The sequence below is a fragment of the Stenotrophomonas sp. B2 genome (assembly GCF_014947095.1).
GTDB classification, from domain to species: Bacteria; Pseudomonadota; Gammaproteobacteria; order Xanthomonadales; family Xanthomonadaceae; genus Stenotrophomonas; species Stenotrophomonas maltophilia_P.
The window spans coordinates 15480-31241 of sequence record NZ_JADCQA010000016.1; the positions used below are offsets into that span (position 1 = coordinate 15480).

A 15762-nucleotide genomic window follows, 5' to 3' on the forward strand; every position below is an offset into this window, starting at 1 on the left:
TTAATACGAACTATTCCTATTTACAAATCATGAACAGGGGCGCGCGGGCAGGATCGTCCGGCTGCTGTGGGACGACCGCCGTCCGGCGGCTTAGCGGCGCAGCAGTGGCAGAGGATCCCGTGCGCCGTCTGCGCCGTAGATGCCCCAGTGCAGGTGCGGCGGAGTGCCCTTGGCGTTGCCGCTGTCGCCGACGTGGCCGAGCAGATCGCCCGCGGCTACGACCTGGCCGCGGGCGAGGCCTGCGGCCCAGCTCTCCAGATGGGCGTAGTAGTAGCGCTCGCGGCCGGGGCCGATCACCCAGACCTGACGGCCGCCCAGGCCGCCTTCCCGCACCTCGGCAACCACGCCCGGGGTCGCGCTGCGGACCGGGGTACCCCGCGCGGCGAAGATATCGATGCCGGCATGGCTGCGGTCGCGCCCTCGCGGCGCGCCGAAGGTATCGGCGATCTGGCCCGGCCGCACGCCGTCCACCGGTACCGGCAGCTCGGTGGCCGGTGGCATCCGGGCCAATGACCACAGCATCTTCGGCGCTTCGGCCCAGCGGCTGTTCCAGACGGACAGGGCGGCAACGACGGTGACGACCAGCAGGAACGCACGCAGCAGCCAACGGCGCAGCAGGCGGGCGGAAGACGTGGAGGGTGTGCGGGGCGAAGGATTCATGCCGCGCCAGTATGGCGCGGTGGGTGTCGAGGCCGGTTCATTGCAGGGGGACTTCGAAACTGCGCTTCAGCGTGGACAGTGCCACCGCGGTGCGGAATCGTTCGATGTTGTCGTCGCCACCGAACAGCCGCTCGCTGATGGCGTCGTATTCCTCCATCGAGGTGGCCGAAAGCACCAGCAGGAAATCGCCGTCACCGGTGATGGCATAGCACTGCTGCACCGCCGGGTCGTCCTGCACGCGCTGCTTGAACGGCGCCACGCGATCACGCTGCTCGCTGACCATGCGCACCTCGACGATGAGGGTCAGCGGTCGGCCGATCCGCGCCGCCGCCACCACGGCCACATTGGCCGCGATCACACCGCTGTCCTGCAGACGCCTGACCCGCCGCTGCACCGCCGGCGTCGACAGGTGCACGGCTTCGGCGATCTCCCGCTGTGGCAGCGTGTTGTCCCGCTGCAGCAGGGTGAGGATGGCGCGGTCGAAGCTGTCCAGCACGGGGGCAGTGGCCATGGTGAGCAGAAGTTGCATGGACGGGCCGGTAATTGAGCCAAGTGCTCGCCGTCGACGCAATAGACTGGACGCATGCAGACTTCACGATTCGCGCCGATGTTGCCGGCGCTGGCGGTGCTCGGCTCGGTAACGGCGCTGTCCGTTGGCACGTCCTATGCAAAGCACCTGTTCCCGCTGATCGGCGCGCAGGGCACCAGCGCGCTGCGCGTGGGCTTCTCCGCACTGTTGCTGCTGCTGTTCTGGCGACCCTGGCGCTGGAAGACCCGCCGCGCGGATGCGATCACCATCCTGCGCTACGGGCTCACGCTGGGCCTGATGAACCTGCTGTTCTACATGGCCATTCGCACGATCCCGTTCGGCATCGCGGTGGCCATCGAGTTCACCGGGCCGTTGACCGTGGCGATGCTGTCGTCACGGCGCCCGATCGATTTCCTGTGGGTGGGATGCGCAGTGGTCGGCCTGCTCCTGCTGTTACCGCTGGGCGGTGCGGCGGCACTGGACCCGGTGGGCGTGCTGTATGCAATGGGTGCGGCGGCGTGCTGGGGCCTGTACATCGTGTTCGGCAAGCGCGCCGGCCACCTGCATGCAGGCCATTCGGTGTCGCTGGGCCTGCTGGCGGCGTCGCTGGTGGTGGTGCCGGTCGGGGTGATCCATGCCGGCGCGGCCCTGCTCGATCCGAAGATCCTGCTGGCGGGCCTGCTGGTGGCACTGGTGTCCAGTGCGATTCCGATGTCGCTGGAGATGATGGCGCTCAAGCGCCTGCCGAAGGAAACCTTCGGCATCCTGATCAGCATGGAGCCGGCGGTGGCCGCACTGTGGGCGATGCTGCTGCTGCACGAACACCTGCATGGACTGCAGTGGCTGGCGATCGGCTGCACCGTGGTGGCTTCGGTGGGGAGCACGATGACGGCGCGGCGGTCGACGGCGCCGGCGATGCTGGCGGGGTAGCGCCGGGCTTTACGGGTAGCGCCGGGCCAGGCCCGGCGGATGGGGTTCCGTTCGCCGGCCAGGGCCCGGCGCTACCGATCAGCGCAGGGCGCTGGCCGGTACGTCGATGGCCATGGCCAGCGCCAGATGGTCCGAGAAGGCCGCCGGTACGGCTTCGACCGCGCGGGTCTGCAGGCTGCTGCTGACCAGGATGTGGTCGATGGCGCGGTCCGGGCGCCAGCTGGGGAACGTCGGCACGATGCAGCCTGGAGGCTGCAGCCGGGTCTTCTGGTACAGCACCTGCATTTCCGGTCGTTCGGCCAGGCAGTTGAAGTCACCCATCAGCACGGCGTTGGGGTGGTCGGACAGCAGCTCGGCGATGAAACCGAGCTGTGCCATCCGCGAGCCGGCACCCAGCGAGAGGTGGGCCACGGCCACGGCCAGGCCGTCCCTGCCATCACCGAACCTGGCCAGCAGCACGCCACGCCCGCCGATGCGGCCGGGCAGGGCGTGGTCCTGCACCTCCACCGGCTCCAGTTTGCTCAGCAGGCCGTTGGCACTGGATGCAACCCCGCCCATGCGCCGGTTCGGCTGGTGGCTCCAGTAGTTGAAGCCGGCCCGCTGGGCCAGGTAGTGGGTCTGGTTGGTGAAGCCCGAACGCAGGCTGCCAGGATCGGCTTCCTGCAGGCCAACGATGTCGTGCCCACGCGCCAGTGTGGCAATCGCATCAAGACTGCTGCGCTTGCGACCCGCCGGCAGCGCATGTGACCAGCTGCGGGTCACATAGTCGCTGTAGCGGCGGGTACTGGAGCCGGCCTGGATGTTGGCCGTCAGCAGACGCAGGGTCCGTGTAGAGGGGGAATTCACGGCCGGGGACAGCTTCTCTTGGATCAGTGAGCCTGGGCCGCACCGCGCTCGCGGGCGATCAGGTGGTCGGCGATGCGCAGCATGTCCGGGAAGCTCTTGCCCTTCACCAGGTACTTGCCGTTGACGATGATCGACGGGGTGCCGCTGATCTGGCTGCGCTGCGCGAACTGCTTGGCCGAGTTGGTCTTGGCATTCACCGCGAAGCTGCCCATGGTGGCGGCGAACTGCTTCGGATCGACGCCGTAGCCGGCGTAGAACTTGGCGATGTCCTCGACCGAATCACGGCCGCGTTCGCCCTTCAGGGTCTTCTGCGAGTGGATGGCGGCGTACAGCGCCTCGTGGGTCTTCTCCTGCACGCCCAGCGTCTGCGCGGCATAGAAGGCACGGGCGTAGTCGTCCCAGGTGCCGCCGAACATGGCGGGCACGTAGACGAAGTTCACGTCGCCCGGCAGACCGGCTTTCCACGGGCCGACCAGCGGCTGGAAGGCGGCGCAGGCCGGGCAGACGTAGCCGAAGATCTCGACCACTTCGACCTTGCCGGCAACCGGCTGGAAGGGCTGGCCGTTCGGAATTTCCTGGTAGTCCTCACCGGCCACCGGCGCCGGACCGGTCAGTGCGGTGGTGGTCGGGGCCGGAGCGGCCGCCGGAGCGGCTTCGGCGGCCTTCTCGCCTTCGGCTGCCGGGGCCGCGCCTGCGCTGTCAGCGGCCGGTGCCGCAGCGGGCTCGGTGCTGGCTGGGGCGGTGGTCGGCTCGGCCGGGGCGGCGGAGGTGTTGGCGGTGCCGTCGTCGGCCTTGCAGGCCGCCAGGATCGGCAGCAGCGCTGCGAGTGCGAGGGCGTAGCGGATCTTCATGGAAGCGTCTCCAGCATCTGGAATGGTGGGGCCGGCGGCGGGCGCCGGCCAGGGGGAAATGATGACACGCGGCGGCGACAGCGCCGTGTCGGGAGTGGGCGTTGGTTCAGCGGCCGCGGTTGGCGCGGACCTGGGCGATCAGCGCCGAGGCAATGCGCAGCTGGTCGTCGAAGCTGTTGCCGCGGACCAGATACTGGCCGTTGATGATCAGCGCCGGGGTACCGGGGATGCGGGTACGCTGGGCGAATGCCCGCGCTGCATCGACCTTCTTCTGCACGGCGTCGCCCCGCAGGGCCTGGATGTAGCGCTCGGGCGCCACGCCGTAGCCCTTGTAGAAGGTGGCGAGCTCATCGGCCGAGACATTCTGCATCGGCAGGGTGCCCTGCTCGTGCAGTGCCTTGAACACGGCCGCATGGCTGCGCTTGGCGACGCCGACTTCTTCGGCGGCGTAATAGGCCAGCGCCCAGGCATCCCAGGCGCCCCCGAACGCCGCAGGCACCGGAGTGAAGCGAACATCCGCCGGCAGCTTGGCCGCCCAGGCTTCCAGCTGCGGTTCGAAACGCGCGCAGTGCGGGCAGGTGTAGCCGAACACCTCGACCACTTCGATCTTGCCGGCGAGCGGCTGGAACGGACCGGCCTGGGCGATGCGCTCGTAGTCGCGACCTTCGACCAGCGGGGCTGCGGCAGGGGCGGCACTGGCGGCCATCGGCAGCAGCACCAGCAGGGACAACAGCAGGCGGGGAATCAACCTCATCGACACGCATCTCCGTTGAAAAAGCAACGCCGGCGCAGTCGCCGGCGTGAAGGAAACATACCGCAGGCGCGGGCCGCGGTGGCGGCCCGGGCCGACCAGTGGCGGTCAGGGGGCGGCGGCCGGTCGTGCCGGCGTGGCTTCGGTGGCCACGTCGTCGGCCCGGTTGTGCAGGCCCTGCAGGTAGCTGGACAGCGCCTGCACTTCCTGTTCGGTCAGCTTCTGTGCCACCGCGGCCATGATCTGGAAGTGTGCCTTGTCGGTTTCGTTGGTCTGCCCGGCCTGGTACTCCTGCAGGCGGCGCGCGACATAGCTGGCGTGCTGGCCACCGATATGCGGGTAGGCCGGGCCCGGGTTGCCGGCGCCGCTGGGGCCGTGACAGGCCATGCAGGCCGGCAGCCCGCGCGACGCGTCGCCGCCGCGGTACAGCTGCTGGCCGATCTGGTAGAACTTCATGCCCTTGTAGGGGCCTTCGGTCACCGCCGTGTCGTCGGCGATGCCGGCGGTGGCCTTCTGCGTGGCGAAGAACGCGCCGATGTCGCGCATGTCCTGCGGGGTGAGGTTCTGCACGAACGGCACCATCGCCACTGCCGCACCGGAGCTGCGCTGGCCGTTGGCGATCAGGGCCATCTGCTGGGCGACATAGCGCTCGCTCTGCCCGGCGATGGACGGGTACATCTCGACCGTGGAATTGCCGTCGGCACCATGGCAGGCCGCGCAGGCCGCAGCCTTGCCCTGGCCAGCCTTGGCATCGCCCCAGGTCGTCTTGCTGAAATCCACCTCCAGCGAGGCGGTGTTGATCGGCCCGTTGTCGGGCAGCGGGGTCAACGTGGTCTGCGCGAACGCAGCGGCGGCAACAACGACAGCAGTGGCAAGGGCGGATACGGCAAGAACGCGAGCGTGGCGCATGCTAAAGCTCCGTATGGACCGGGCCGGGCGGTGGCCGCCGGCATCGCCCGGATTATCAACGGCGTTTCCACGCACGGTCAACGAAGCAGTGCAGCAAAATCCCCGCTGGGGCCGTCGGCACGGGCGCGCGGCGCCGCAACATGCGATCCTATGCGCATGTCATTGCTCCTTGAACGCGCCCGTTACCACCTCTCGGCCCACAACGCGCGGCAGCTGCCGCCCGACGAAGGGGCCGAAGTGGCCTTCGCCGGCCGCTCCAACGCCGGCAAGTCCAGCGCCCTCAATGCGTTGACCCGGCAGAATGCCCTGGCCCGCGTCTCCAAGACCCCCGGCCGCACGCAGCAGCTGGTGTTCTTCCAGATCACCCCGGAAGCAAGCCTGGTCGACCTTCCCGGCTACGGCTACGCCAAGGTGCCGCTGGAGCTGCAGGCGCACTGGCAGGCCTTCATCGACAGGTACTTCCGTACCCGGGAGGCACTGAAGGGGCTGGTGGTGGTGATGGACATCCGCCACCCGCTGAAGGACTACGACCGCCAGATGCTGTCCTACGCCGTACAGCGCGGCCTGCCGGCGCATGCGCTGCTGACCAAGGCCGACAAGCTGGGCCGTGGCCAGCAGATGCAGACGCTGCAGAAGGTGCGCAAGGAACTGCAGTCGGCCTACGGCGACAGCGTCAGCGTGCAGGTGTTTTCCGGTGAGGACCGCACCGGCGTGGACGAAGCCCGTGCCGTGATCGGTGGCTGGCTGGGCCTGGAATAACCTCTCGCCCGCCGGGCATGGCCCGGCGCTACCGGATCGGTGGGGGCCGACCTTGGTCGGCACACCCTCACAATGGCGAATACTCCGCCGGCACCCAGGCATAGGCCTGGCCTTCCCTGCGCACGTGGCCCAGGCCCGGGAAAGGCAGATGCGCACCCGCCACCCACCACGCCCCGGCGGTGGCCTGCTGCAACAGACTGCGGCGGCTGGCCGTGGCCGCCTTGCGGTCCGAATCGGCCTCGAACGCGGCTTCCGGGTGGGCGAACTGCACCGCGTGGAAGTGCAGCACGTCGCCCCACACCAGCAGTGACTGGCCCTGGCTGTCGAACCGGTAAGAGACGTGGCCGGGGGTGTGGCCATGGGTATCCATCGCCAGGGCACCGCCGGGGAGGGCATCGCCAGGCTCGAAGGTACGCAGGTGGCCGCTGGCCTGATAAGGCGCCACGGCGGTTCGGGCGAGCGGGAAGGCAAAGCGCACGCCCTCCGGTGCGGTGGTTTCGCTGGCCGGGTTGAGCCAGTAGTCCGCGTCGGCCCTGGACAGCCACACCGTCGCGTTCGGATAGGCCGGCCTGCCCTGCGCGTCGAGCACGCCGCACAGATGGTCAGGATGGGCGTGGGTCAGCAGGATGTCGTCCACCTCGGCGGGATCCACGCCTGCGGCACGCAGGTTGCCCAGTACCTGGCCCAGGCCGGGACCGAAGCACTGTGCGGTGCCCGTGTCGACCAGAGTGAGGTGATTGCCCTGGCGGATCAGGTAAGCATTGACCGCGGTCTGCAGGCCCTTGCTGTCTTCGGGGACATAGCGGCCTTCCAGCAGGCGGGTGACCAGCGTCGGCGGCACGTCGACCACTTCCTGCCGGCCGAGTGCGACCACGCCATCGAACAGGGCGGTGACCTGCAGGGTGCCGATGCGGTGGTGATAGACGCCGGGCATCTGCCGGGTGGGTGCGGGTGAGGTGGCTTCGGCGAGTGCGGTCAGCGGCAGCGCAGCCAGGGCCAGCAGCAGGGCGCCGCGCAGCGGCAGGTGATGCAGGGTCATGAGGGTTCTCGATGGAGGACGGGCGGTTCCGTTGCGGCTAGCGTGCCGTGGCCGGCGTGCGCGCGGCGCTCAAACCGCTGCGCGGAATGCTCAGGGAAGGGAAGGGGACTGGCAGGGCTGCGCCCTGCACCGCAGAGGCAGCGGCCGAAGCAACAGCAACAGCGGGCTGTCCGTGGGATGGCGGGGTGGGCCCGGTTGCGGGGGACGCCGTAAATACGTCCCTGTAGGCTCGGTCGCGCCATCCATGGCGCTTACGCCCCCGCAACCGGACCCACGCCGCCTTCGACAGTCTTCTGCGATCTGTCGGAAATGCGCTTGGGGTCAGATCCGTTTTCCGCAGGAAAACGGATCTGACCCCGGAAATTCGTTCGATCAGCCGCCGGAATCTGTCGAAGGCGGGGCACTGTGGGTGGGCAGGACCGTTGGCGCCATGGATGGCGCCATCGAGCCCCCATGGATGGGTTTACGGCGTGTCCTGGCCATCCACAGTGCCCCGCCCTCCCACGGATAGCCCGCTGTTGCTGTTGCTTCGGCCGTTGCCTCTGCGGGTGCAGGGCGCAGCCCTGCCTGACCCCCTCAGATGTCTGTAGGAGCCAGTCCGTACTGCTCGGCGAAGCGCTTGCTGAAACTGGCTGCCGAACGGTAGCCGGCGCGTGCGGCCACGGTCTTCAGCGGCAGGTCGGTGGTGTACAGCAACTGCATGGCGTGGGCCAGTCGTGCCTCGGTCAGCAGCTGGCGCAGGCTGGTACGCTCGGCCGCCAGCCGGCGACGCAGGGTGGCGCCGCTGAGTGCGAACTGCTCCTCCAGATCACGCGATTGCCAGTCGCGCGCAGGTTCAGCGGCGACGCGATCCCGTATCTGCTCACCCAGCGTCGGTGCAGTGGGCAGCAACAGGTTGCCGTGGCCTTGCCGGCACAGGGTCAGCACCATCGAGGCCAGGGCCAGCCGGGCGTCGCTGTAATGACCGTCCTGCAGCGATTGCCGCCAGCGGCGCAGCACGGCGCCATGTTCGGCCAGCGACAACCGCGCCATCGACGGACCGGCGCTGGGCAGTTCCTCGTTCCACAGTGTCCGCGCCGCGGCCAGCACTTCCGCACACAGCGGCACGATGGCGCTGAGGTAACGGCCGCTGCGCGGGTCTGGACGGTTGACCACGTCGATGCGGCAACGCTGGGTCAGCAGCAGTATGTCGCCGGGCGCGAACTCCAGCGTCTGGTGTGCGGTACGTACCTGCTTGCGTCCTTCCAGCAGGATCGCGAACTGCGGTTGCGGGATCTCCACCGAGCTGGCGCCATGCTCGCGCCGTGCGGTGACGCAGGCATAACCCTCGGCGCGATCACAACCGGCCAGCGAAGACATCTCGGCCAGCAGCGCCGTTGCGGCGGGCAGCATCGTGGTCATGTCACGTGGGCTCCCAGCAGCCGGCCGACGCCGGCCGCTGCAGCCATTGCCAGTGCGCCCCAGAACATGACGCGCAGGGCGCCGCGCAGGGCAGGCGCACCTCCGGCGCGGGCCGCCATCGCGCCGGTCACGCACAGGCCCAGCAGGGTGCTGGCGGTGGTCACCCCTGCCACGGAGTCGGCCGGTGCCAGCAGTGCGGTCAGCACCGGCAGGGCCGCCCCACAGGTGAAGGCTGCGGCGGAGGCCAGTGCGGCCTGCAGCGGCCGGGCGCGCAGGGTATCGGTGATGCCCAGTTCGTCGCGAGCGTGCGCACCGAGGGCATCATGGGCCGTGAGCTGCTCGGCCACCTGCCGCGCCAGCGCCGGGGCCAGGCCGCGATGGCGGTAGATGGCGGCCAGCTCTTCCAGCTCGCTGTGCGGATCGTCCTGCAGTTCGCGCTTCTCCATCGCCAGGTCGGCGCCTTCGGTGTCGGCCTGGGTCTGCACCGAGACGTACTCGCCGGCGGCCATCGACATCGCCCCTGCGACCGTGCCCGCCAGGCCGGTGGCCAGCAGGGTGCTGGCCGATGCGCCACTGGCGGCAACGCCGACCACCAGCCCTGCCACTGAAACGATGCCGTCGTTGGCGCCGAGCACGGCGGCGCGCAGCCAGCCGACGCGGTCGGCCCTGTGTCGTTCCGGATGGCGCGAATGACGGGTCATGCCTTGCAGTGTACGAGGGTCAAGAGGTCGTCGGTAGGATGCTGAAACCCGTCTCCGTCGCATGCTGCGACGGGGCGCCACGCTATAGTGCGCCCTTGCGATGGAAGGCTCCCAGCCCCACATCCCCCGTCACCGTACAGCGAGTCTTCCCCTTGTCGAGCCCCAGCCACGTCGCCGATACGCCCATTACCGACCGCTCGCAGCTGGTGGAGGTGATCGCCTCCGGCGAAAAGCCCCGCGCGCAGTGGCGCATCGGCACCGAGCACGAGAAGTTCGGCTTCCGCCTGGACGACCTGCGACCGCCGGCCTTTGAAGGCGAGCGTGGCATCGAGGCCCTGCTCAACGGCCTGGTCCGTTTCGGCTGGGAACCCGTGCAGGAAAACGGCAACACCATCGCCCTGCTGCGCGATGGCGCGTCGGTGACGCTGGAACCGGCCGGCCAGCTGGAACTGTCCGGCGCGGCGCTGGAGACCATCCACCAGACCTGCGTGGAGACCGGTACCCATCTGAACGAAGTGGCGCAGGTGGCCGGCGAGCTCCAGCTGGGCTTCCTGGGCATGGGCTTCCAGCCGAAGTGGGCGCGCGATGAGATGCCGTGGATGCCGAAGGGCCGCTACAGGATCATGCGCGCGTACATGCCCAAGGTCGGTTCGCTCGGCCTGGACATGATGACCCGTACCTGCACGGTGCAGGTCAACCTGGACTACGCCAGCGAAGCGGACATGGTGAAAAAGTTCCGCGTTTCGCTGGCACTGCAGCCGATCGCCACCGCGCTGTTCGCCGACTCGCCGTTCACCGAAGGCAAGCCGAACGGCTACCTGAGCTATCGATCGCACATCTGGACCGACACCGACGCCGACCGCACCGGCATGCTCGACTTCGTGTTCGAGGATGGCTTCGGCTATGAGCGTTACGTCGATTACCTGCTGGACGTGCCGATGTACTTCTCCTACCGCGATGGCATCTACCACGATGCCAGCGGGCAGAGCTTCCGCGATTTCATGCAGGGCCGGCTGCCGGTGCTGCCGGGCGAGTTGCCGACCCTGCGCGACTGGTCGGACCACACGACCACGGCGTTCCCGGAAGTGCGCCTGAAGAAGTATCTGGAGATGCGGGGCGCCGATGGCGGTCCGTGGAGCCGCCTGTGCGCCCTGCCGGCGTTCTGGGTCGGCCTGCTGTACGACGACACCGCGCTGGATGCGGCCTGGGATCTGGTGCGTGACTTCACCCTGGCCGAGCGCCATGTCCTGCGCGACGGCGTGCCGAAGCATGCGATGAACCTGCCGTTCCGCGATGGCACCGTGCGCGATCTGGCGCGCGAGGCGGTGAAGATTTCCGTTGAAGGCCTGAAGCGCCGCGCCGCGCGCAATGCCGATGGCCAGGACGAGAGCAAGTTCCTGGATGTGCTGCAGGAGATCGTCGAATCCGGCCTGACACCGGCCGAGCGCAAGCTGGCGCTGTTCCATGGTCGCTGGCACGGCAACGTGGACCCGGTGTTCCGGGAATTCGCGTACTGAATGCGGCCGCCGGGCCATGCCCGCCATGATTCCGGTAGCGCCGGGCCATGCCCGGCGGGTGTTGCGCGCAGAAAAAACCCCGGCCTCGACGCCGGGGTTTTTCATTCCATCAGCCGGGCCGTCAGGCCTTGAGGCTGGCCATGTCGATCACGAAGCGATAGCGCACATCGTTCTTCGCCATGCGCTCCCACGCGTGGTTGACATCCTTGATGTCGATCACCTCAACATCGCTGACGATGTTGTGCTCGGCGCAGAAATCCATCATTTCCTGGGTCTCGGCCATGCCGCCGATGGCCGAGCCGGTGACGTGCTTGCGGCCGAAGATCACGCTGGCACCCATCAGGGGCGGGTCCAGCTCGGTGATGACGCCGACCAGGCACATGGTGGCATCGCGCTTGAGCAGGCTCATGTACGGGTTGGTGTCATGGCTGACCGGCACGGTGTTGAGCAGGAAGTCGAAGCTGTTGGCGTGCGCCTTCATCTGCGCCGGATCGCGCGAGACCAGCACCTCGTCCGCGCCCAGGCGCTTGGCGTCGGCGCCCTTTTCCGGGGTGGTGGTGATCATCACTACGGTGGCGCCCATCGCCTTGGCAAACTTCACGCCCATGTGGCCCAGACCGCCCAGGCCGATCACACCCACCTTCTGGCCGGGGCCGACCTTCCAGTGGCGCAGCGGCGAGTAGGTGGTGATGCCGGCGCACAGCAGCGGCGCGGCGGCCTTCAGGTCCAGCGTCTCGGAGACCTTCACCACGAAGCGCTGCTCGACCACGATGTGGTCGGAGTAGCCGCCCATTGTCAGCTCACCGGTATTGCGGTCGCGGCTGTTGTAGGTATAGGTCGGGCCCTTTTCGCAGTACTGCTCAAGGTCGTGGTCGCAGGCATCGCAATGGCGACAGGAATCCACCATGCAGCCGACGCCGGCGATATCGCCGACGCTGAGGCGGGTGACGGCCGGACCGACTTCGACCACGCGGCCGATGATTTCGTGGCCGGGAACCATCGGGTACTCCGCGCCGCCCCAGTCGTCGCGGGCCTGGTGCAGGTCGGAGTGGCAGATGCCGCTGTACAGCACTTCGATGCGGACATCGTTGGCGCCGACGGCGCGGCGTTCGAAGGTGAAGGGCTCGAGCGGAGCGGTATTGGTATGCACCGCATAACCATGGGCGAGGGACATGGGGAATCCTTGGCGGGGTTTGTGGAAAGGCGTTTTACAATACGCCCCTCATACCCGCCCACAAAGCGTGGATATCGGCATGATTCATCAAGGCAGACTGCACAATCATGGCCACTGACAATCTCACCCACCTGGCCGCCTTCGCGGCGGTGGCCCGCCACCGCAGCTTCCGCCGGGCCGGCGCCGAACTGGCCCTGTCGACCTCGGCGGTGAGCTATGCGATCCGGGCACTGGAAGAGCGGTTGGGGGTGGGCCTGTTCCATCGCACTACGCGCAGCGTGGCCCTGACCGAGGCCGGGCAGCGCCTGCTGGACCGGTTGCAGCCGGCGCTGGGCCAGGTGCACGAGGCGCTGGAGGAAATGAACCAGTTCAGGGACAGCCCGACGGGCCTGCTGCGCATCAACGCGGCCCGCGCCGCAGTGCCGACCCAGCTCGGCCCACGCCTGACCCGCTTCCTGCGCGCGCACCCCGATGTGCGCCTGGAGCTGACCGAGAACGATGGGCTGGTGGACATCGTTGCCGAAGGCTTCGATGCCGGCGTGCGCCTGCATGAGTTCGTGCCCGAGGACATGGTGGCCGTGCCGTTGGGCCCGGCCCTGCACGGCATGATCGTGGCCTCGCCCGAGTATCTGCGCCAGCACCCGGCACCGCAGCATCCCCGCGACCTGCTGCAGCACGAATGCATCCGCTTCCGCTTCGCCAGCGGTCACCTGTACAAGTGGCAGTTCGACCGCGATGGGCAGTCGCTGGAAATCGACGTGCGTGGGCGACTGACGCTGAGCGAGCAGACCACCATCATGCGCGCGGTGCTGGATGGCTTCGGCCTGGCCTATGTGCTTGAGGATGCCGCGCGCCCACACATCGAGGCCGGGCGGATGGTGGCGGTACTGCAGGACTGGAGCGAACCGTTTCCCGGCTTCGTGCTGTATTACCCCAAGCAACGGCAGATGGCGTCGGCCTTGCGCGCATTCGTGGACATGCTGCGCGAATAGATCCATGCCTGCGCGGACGCTGCCTGTCGAGGTAAAGTGCGCGCCGATCCAATCACAGGGACGTTCATGCATACGCTTGCCGAGATCGAACTGGCCACCGGCCAGACCTTTCCTGCTCTCTACCACCGGCTCGATACGGAAGACCGGCTGAGCTGGGGGGCGACCCATCCGCAATGGGCGCAGGTGTTCCTTCCGGAGCTGCAACCGGTGCCGCCGATTCTGCTGTATGCGCAGGATTACGAGCCGCTTGAGCGTGGCGAACTGCTCGAGGCCTGGCAGGAGCTGACTGCAGAGGATCACTACAACCCATTGCGCCAGGATCTGCAGCTGCTGCCGTTCGCCCGCACGGGGGCCGGTGACAGCTACTGCTTCTGGACCAATGCGCCGGGCTGCGACGAGCCGCCGGTGCTGCTGGTGTGGCACGACGATGATCGCGCTGACGTACTGGCCCGCAACCTTCAGGATTTCCTGTTCCGCAAGATGGTGGAGGCAGTGGCGGACTACGAGGCCCCCTACACGCTGTTGTCGCACGGTGACCTGGCCGACAATCTCCAGCGCTGGCTGGGCTCGCATCGCGCGTGGCTGCGGGACGACCAGGCCACTGCGCTGGAGGCCCTGTTTGCACGCAGCGCAGAGATCGAGCAGGGAGAGATCGATGAGGATCAGGCGCAGGCGCTGGTGCAGCAGCTGATCGGATTCGAGCGGCTGGACGAATCATTCGCCTACGTGCGTTGATGCTGGCGGCGGGCCCGGTGCACTCCGCCGATCAATCCAGCAAGGCGTCGTAGCCGGGGCCGGTGAACTGGATCAGGCAGAAGCCGTGTCCGAACGGATCCGCCAGTACTGCGATGCGCCCCCATGAACGCTCGCGTGGCGCCTGCTCGAGCGCCGCGCCTGCCGCCAACGCCTGGGCAAGGGCGGCGTCGAGGTCCTCCACGATCCAGTCGATGTGCAGCGGGGTCCAGTGACGTTCGTAATCCCGCACGTCACCGTCGACGGTAGCCGCGCTGCCCGCTTCGTTCTGCAGCAGATAGAGCGGGGTCGGGCCGCCCAGCAGTTCCAGCACCTCCGGGCCGAGACGGCGCCCGGCATGGAGGCCGAAGGCGCGTGTGTAGAACGCCTCGGCGGCCGCGAGGTCCGGAACGTCCAGATTGATGATGAAGGGGATCATGGCCCGGGTCCTGCGTTGTGCCAGGCACCATGCGCCGATGATTCCCGTCGATCAAGAGGGTGCGCGGTTTGAGGCAGCGTGTCGCGGAAAGGCGCCGGCGATCGTTCTAGACTCGAGCGATCGAACCTGCATGGGAGTGGCTCTGATGGGACTGCGCGAATGGGGGAGGGGGGCCGCACTGGCCGTGCTGCTCGCAGCCACTGGCGTCGGCATCGCGGATGCGCGTGACAGCCAGGCACCGGTGATGTCCGGCAATCCGATCCTGCCGGGCTGGTACGCGGACCCGGAGGCGGCCGTATTCGGCAGCACCTACTGGATCTTCCCCACGCGCTCGCGGCCCTATGCAGAACAGGTTGCCTTCGATGCCTTTTCGTCGCCCGACCTGGTGCACTGGCGCCGGCACGACAGCGTGCTGTCCATCGAGAACATTCCCTGGGCCAGGCAGGCGTTGTGGGCACCCTCGGTGGTGGCCAACGACGGGCGCTACTACTTCTTCTTTTCCGCCAATGACATCCAGAACGACGGCGAGACCGGTGGCATCGGCGTGGCCGTGGCCGACCAGCCCGAAGGGCCTTACCGCGATCTGCTCGGCAAGCCACTGGTGGGCGCGTTCCACAATGGCGCGCAGCCGATCGACCAGTATGTGTTCAAGGATGACGATGGTGCCTGGTACATGATCTATGGCGGCTGGAAGCACGCCAACATCGTGCGCCTGAAGGCGGATTTCAGCGGCCTGCTGCCCTGGGACGACGGCACGCTGTTCAAGGAGATCACGCCGGCGCCGGAGTACGTGGAAGGTCCGCTGATGTTCAAGCGGGGCGGTCGCTACTACTTCATGTGGTCCGAAGGCGGCTGGGGCGAGCCGGACTACTCGGTGGCCTATGCGATCGCCGACGCGCCGACCGGGCCGTTCACACGCATCGGCCGGGTCCTGCAGCAGGACCCGGCCATCGCGACCAGCGCCGGGCACCACTCCCTGATCCACGCGCCCGGCGATGACACGTGGTACATCGTCTACCACCGCCGGCCGCTCGACCAGACCGACCGCAATGCCCGCGTCACCGCGATCGATCGCCTGTACTTCGACGCGCAGGGCCGCATCCTGCCGGTGAAGATGACGCACGAGGGCGTACCCGCGCACCGCCTGCGCTGAGGCGCAGGATGTACCTTTCCGCCACCTGTGTATACTATCCCCCAGTATAGTTCCTGGGTGGCCCTGCCATGCCGCACTCTCCCGAAGAGAAGAAGAAGGTCCTGGCCCGCGTGCGCCGCATCCGCGGCCAGTGCGATGCACTGGACCGTGCGCTGGAAGCCGGCGCCGACTGCGGGCCCGTGCTGCAGCAGATCGCCGCCATCCGCGGGGCGGTCAACGGGCTGATGTCCGAGGTGATGGAAGCCCACCTGCGCGAAGAGTTCGGACAACCCGCAGCGTCCGATGAACAGCGCGCCGAGCGCGTGCGCGAGATGAGCGGGCTGATCCGCTCGTACCTGAAATAAGCAACGGCGCAGCATAGCGTCGTCCATCTGTTACT

The 15762-nt window shown here is 68.0% G+C and carries 18 protein-coding genes; 7 read left to right on the plus strand and 11 right to left on the minus strand.

The features are described from left to right. Nucleotides 1-90 precede the first annotated feature (90 nt). Both IMX13_RS16785 and IMX13_RS16790 read right to left on the minus strand, forming a co-directional pair. Nucleotides 91-660 carry a M23 family metallopeptidase gene (locus IMX13_RS16785; protein ID WP_053519870.1) on the minus strand — a complete coding sequence of 190 codons (570 nt, stop codon included), beginning with the start codon at nucleotides 658-660 and terminating at the stop codon, nucleotides 91-93. A gap of 37 nt (nucleotides 661-697) precedes the next feature. Continuing rightward, nucleotides 698-1171: an Lrp/AsnC family transcriptional regulator gene (locus IMX13_RS16790; RefSeq protein WP_111186178.1), complete on the minus strand. Its 474-nt coding sequence runs from the start codon at nucleotides 1169-1171 to the stop codon at nucleotides 698-700. A gap of 72 nt (nucleotides 1172-1243) precedes the next feature. Here IMX13_RS16790 and IMX13_RS16795 point away from each other — a divergent pair, with 72 nt between their 5' ends. Beyond that, complete coding sequence (locus IMX13_RS16795; RefSeq protein ID WP_193396783.1) at nucleotides 1244-2119, plus strand: EamA family transporter; 876 nt, start codon at nucleotides 1244-1246, stop codon at nucleotides 2117-2119. Nucleotides 2120-2197: 78 nt separating this feature from the next. On the opposite strand, the gene IMX13_RS16800 is transcribed toward IMX13_RS16795, so the two are convergent. From IMX13_RS16800 to IMX13_RS16815, 4 genes are all read right to left on the minus strand, one after another. After that, entirely contained in the window at nucleotides 2198-2965 is a 768-nt protein-coding gene (locus IMX13_RS16800) for an endonuclease/exonuclease/phosphatase family protein (protein ID WP_053519867.1), read from the minus strand. A gap of 23 nt (nucleotides 2966-2988) precedes the next feature. Further along, the gene (locus IMX13_RS16805) at nucleotides 2989-3816 is read right to left on the minus strand and encodes a thiol:disulfide interchange protein DsbA/DsbL (protein WP_180875851.1); all 828 of its coding nucleotides are present in this window, start codon (nucleotides 3814-3816) and stop codon (nucleotides 2989-2991) included. A 106-nt stretch (nucleotides 3817-3922) separates the two neighbouring features. Further along, the gene (locus IMX13_RS16810) at nucleotides 3923-4570 is read right to left on the minus strand and encodes a thiol:disulfide interchange protein DsbA/DsbL (RefSeq protein WP_193396784.1); all 648 of its coding nucleotides are present in this window, start codon (nucleotides 4568-4570) and stop codon (nucleotides 3923-3925) included. Nucleotides 4571-4675: 105 nt separating this feature from the next. Then, nucleotides 4676-5476 (minus strand): c-type cytochrome, encoded by an 801-nt coding sequence (locus tag IMX13_RS16815; RefSeq protein ID WP_065175142.1) that lies wholly within the window; start codon nucleotides 5474-5476, stop codon nucleotides 4676-4678. 156 nt (nucleotides 5477-5632) lie between these two features. On the opposite strand from IMX13_RS16815, the gene yihA reads away from it, so the two are divergent. Further along, nucleotides 5633-6235, plus strand: a complete 603-nt coding sequence (gene yihA, locus IMX13_RS16820) for a ribosome biogenesis GTP-binding protein YihA/YsxC (protein WP_053519877.1) — start codon at nucleotides 5633-5635, stop codon at nucleotides 6233-6235. A 67-nt stretch (nucleotides 6236-6302) separates the two neighbouring features. Here the strand turns inward: yihA and IMX13_RS16825 are convergent, their stop codons facing one another. The 3 genes from IMX13_RS16825 to IMX13_RS16835 form a co-directional block, all read right to left on the minus strand. Continuing rightward, complete coding sequence (locus IMX13_RS16825; RefSeq protein WP_111186176.1) at nucleotides 6303-7274, minus strand: MBL fold metallo-hydrolase; 972 nt, start codon at nucleotides 7272-7274, stop codon at nucleotides 6303-6305. Between the two features lie 576 nt (nucleotides 7275-7850). Then, nucleotides 7851-8675, minus strand: a complete 825-nt coding sequence (locus IMX13_RS16830; protein WP_111186175.1) for a helix-turn-helix transcriptional regulator — start codon at nucleotides 8673-8675, stop codon at nucleotides 7851-7853. Next, nucleotides 8672-9376 carry a VIT family protein gene (locus IMX13_RS16835; RefSeq protein WP_065175139.1) on the minus strand — a complete coding sequence of 235 codons (705 nt, stop codon included), beginning with the start codon at nucleotides 9374-9376 and terminating at the stop codon, nucleotides 8672-8674. The genes IMX13_RS16830 and IMX13_RS16835 overlap by 4 nt, the downstream gene beginning before the upstream one ends. Nucleotides 9377-9528: 152 nt before the next feature. On the opposite strand from IMX13_RS16835, the gene IMX13_RS16840 reads away from it, so the two are divergent. Continuing rightward, nucleotides 9529-10893, plus strand: coding sequence for a glutamate--cysteine ligase (locus IMX13_RS16840; RefSeq protein WP_065175138.1), 1365 nt, complete (start codon nucleotides 9529-9531; stop codon nucleotides 10891-10893). 121 nt (nucleotides 10894-11014) lie between these two features. Here IMX13_RS16840 and IMX13_RS16845 read toward each other — a convergent pair whose 3' ends face one another. Continuing rightward, complete coding sequence (locus tag IMX13_RS16845; protein ID WP_111186174.1) at nucleotides 11015-12067, minus strand: NAD(P)-dependent alcohol dehydrogenase; 1053 nt, start codon at nucleotides 12065-12067, stop codon at nucleotides 11015-11017. Between the two features lie 107 nt (nucleotides 12068-12174). Between IMX13_RS16845 and IMX13_RS16850 the strand changes: the two genes are divergently transcribed. Together IMX13_RS16850 and IMX13_RS16855 are read left to right on the plus strand one after the other, a co-directional pair. Continuing rightward, nucleotides 12175-13059, plus strand: a complete 885-nt coding sequence (locus tag IMX13_RS16850) for a LysR family transcriptional regulator (RefSeq protein WP_193396785.1) — start codon at nucleotides 12175-12177, stop codon at nucleotides 13057-13059. A gap of 66 nt (nucleotides 13060-13125) precedes the next feature. Next, nucleotides 13126-13794, plus strand: a complete 669-nt coding sequence (locus tag IMX13_RS16855; protein ID WP_111186173.1) for an SMI1/KNR4 family protein — start codon at nucleotides 13126-13128, stop codon at nucleotides 13792-13794. A 31-nt stretch (nucleotides 13795-13825) separates the two neighbouring features. On the opposite strand, the gene IMX13_RS16860 is transcribed toward IMX13_RS16855, so the two are convergent. Then, complete coding sequence (locus tag IMX13_RS16860) at nucleotides 13826-14230, minus strand: VOC family protein (RefSeq protein WP_053517441.1); 405 nt, start codon at nucleotides 14228-14230, stop codon at nucleotides 13826-13828. A 145-nt stretch (nucleotides 14231-14375) separates the two neighbouring features. Here IMX13_RS16860 and IMX13_RS16865 point away from each other — a divergent pair, with 145 nt between their 5' ends. Together IMX13_RS16865 and IMX13_RS16870 are read left to right on the plus strand one after the other, a co-directional pair. Further along, nucleotides 14376-15383 (plus strand): glycoside hydrolase family 43 protein, encoded by a 1008-nt coding sequence (locus IMX13_RS16865; RefSeq protein ID WP_206733989.1) that lies wholly within the window; start codon nucleotides 14376-14378, stop codon nucleotides 15381-15383. 68 nt (nucleotides 15384-15451) lie between these two features. Beyond that, the gene (locus IMX13_RS16870) at nucleotides 15452-15727 is read left to right on the plus strand and encodes a metal/formaldehyde-sensitive transcriptional repressor (RefSeq protein ID WP_053517440.1); all 276 of its coding nucleotides are present in this window, start codon (nucleotides 15452-15454) and stop codon (nucleotides 15725-15727) included. The last annotated feature ends 35 nt before the right edge of the window (nucleotides 15728-15762 follow it).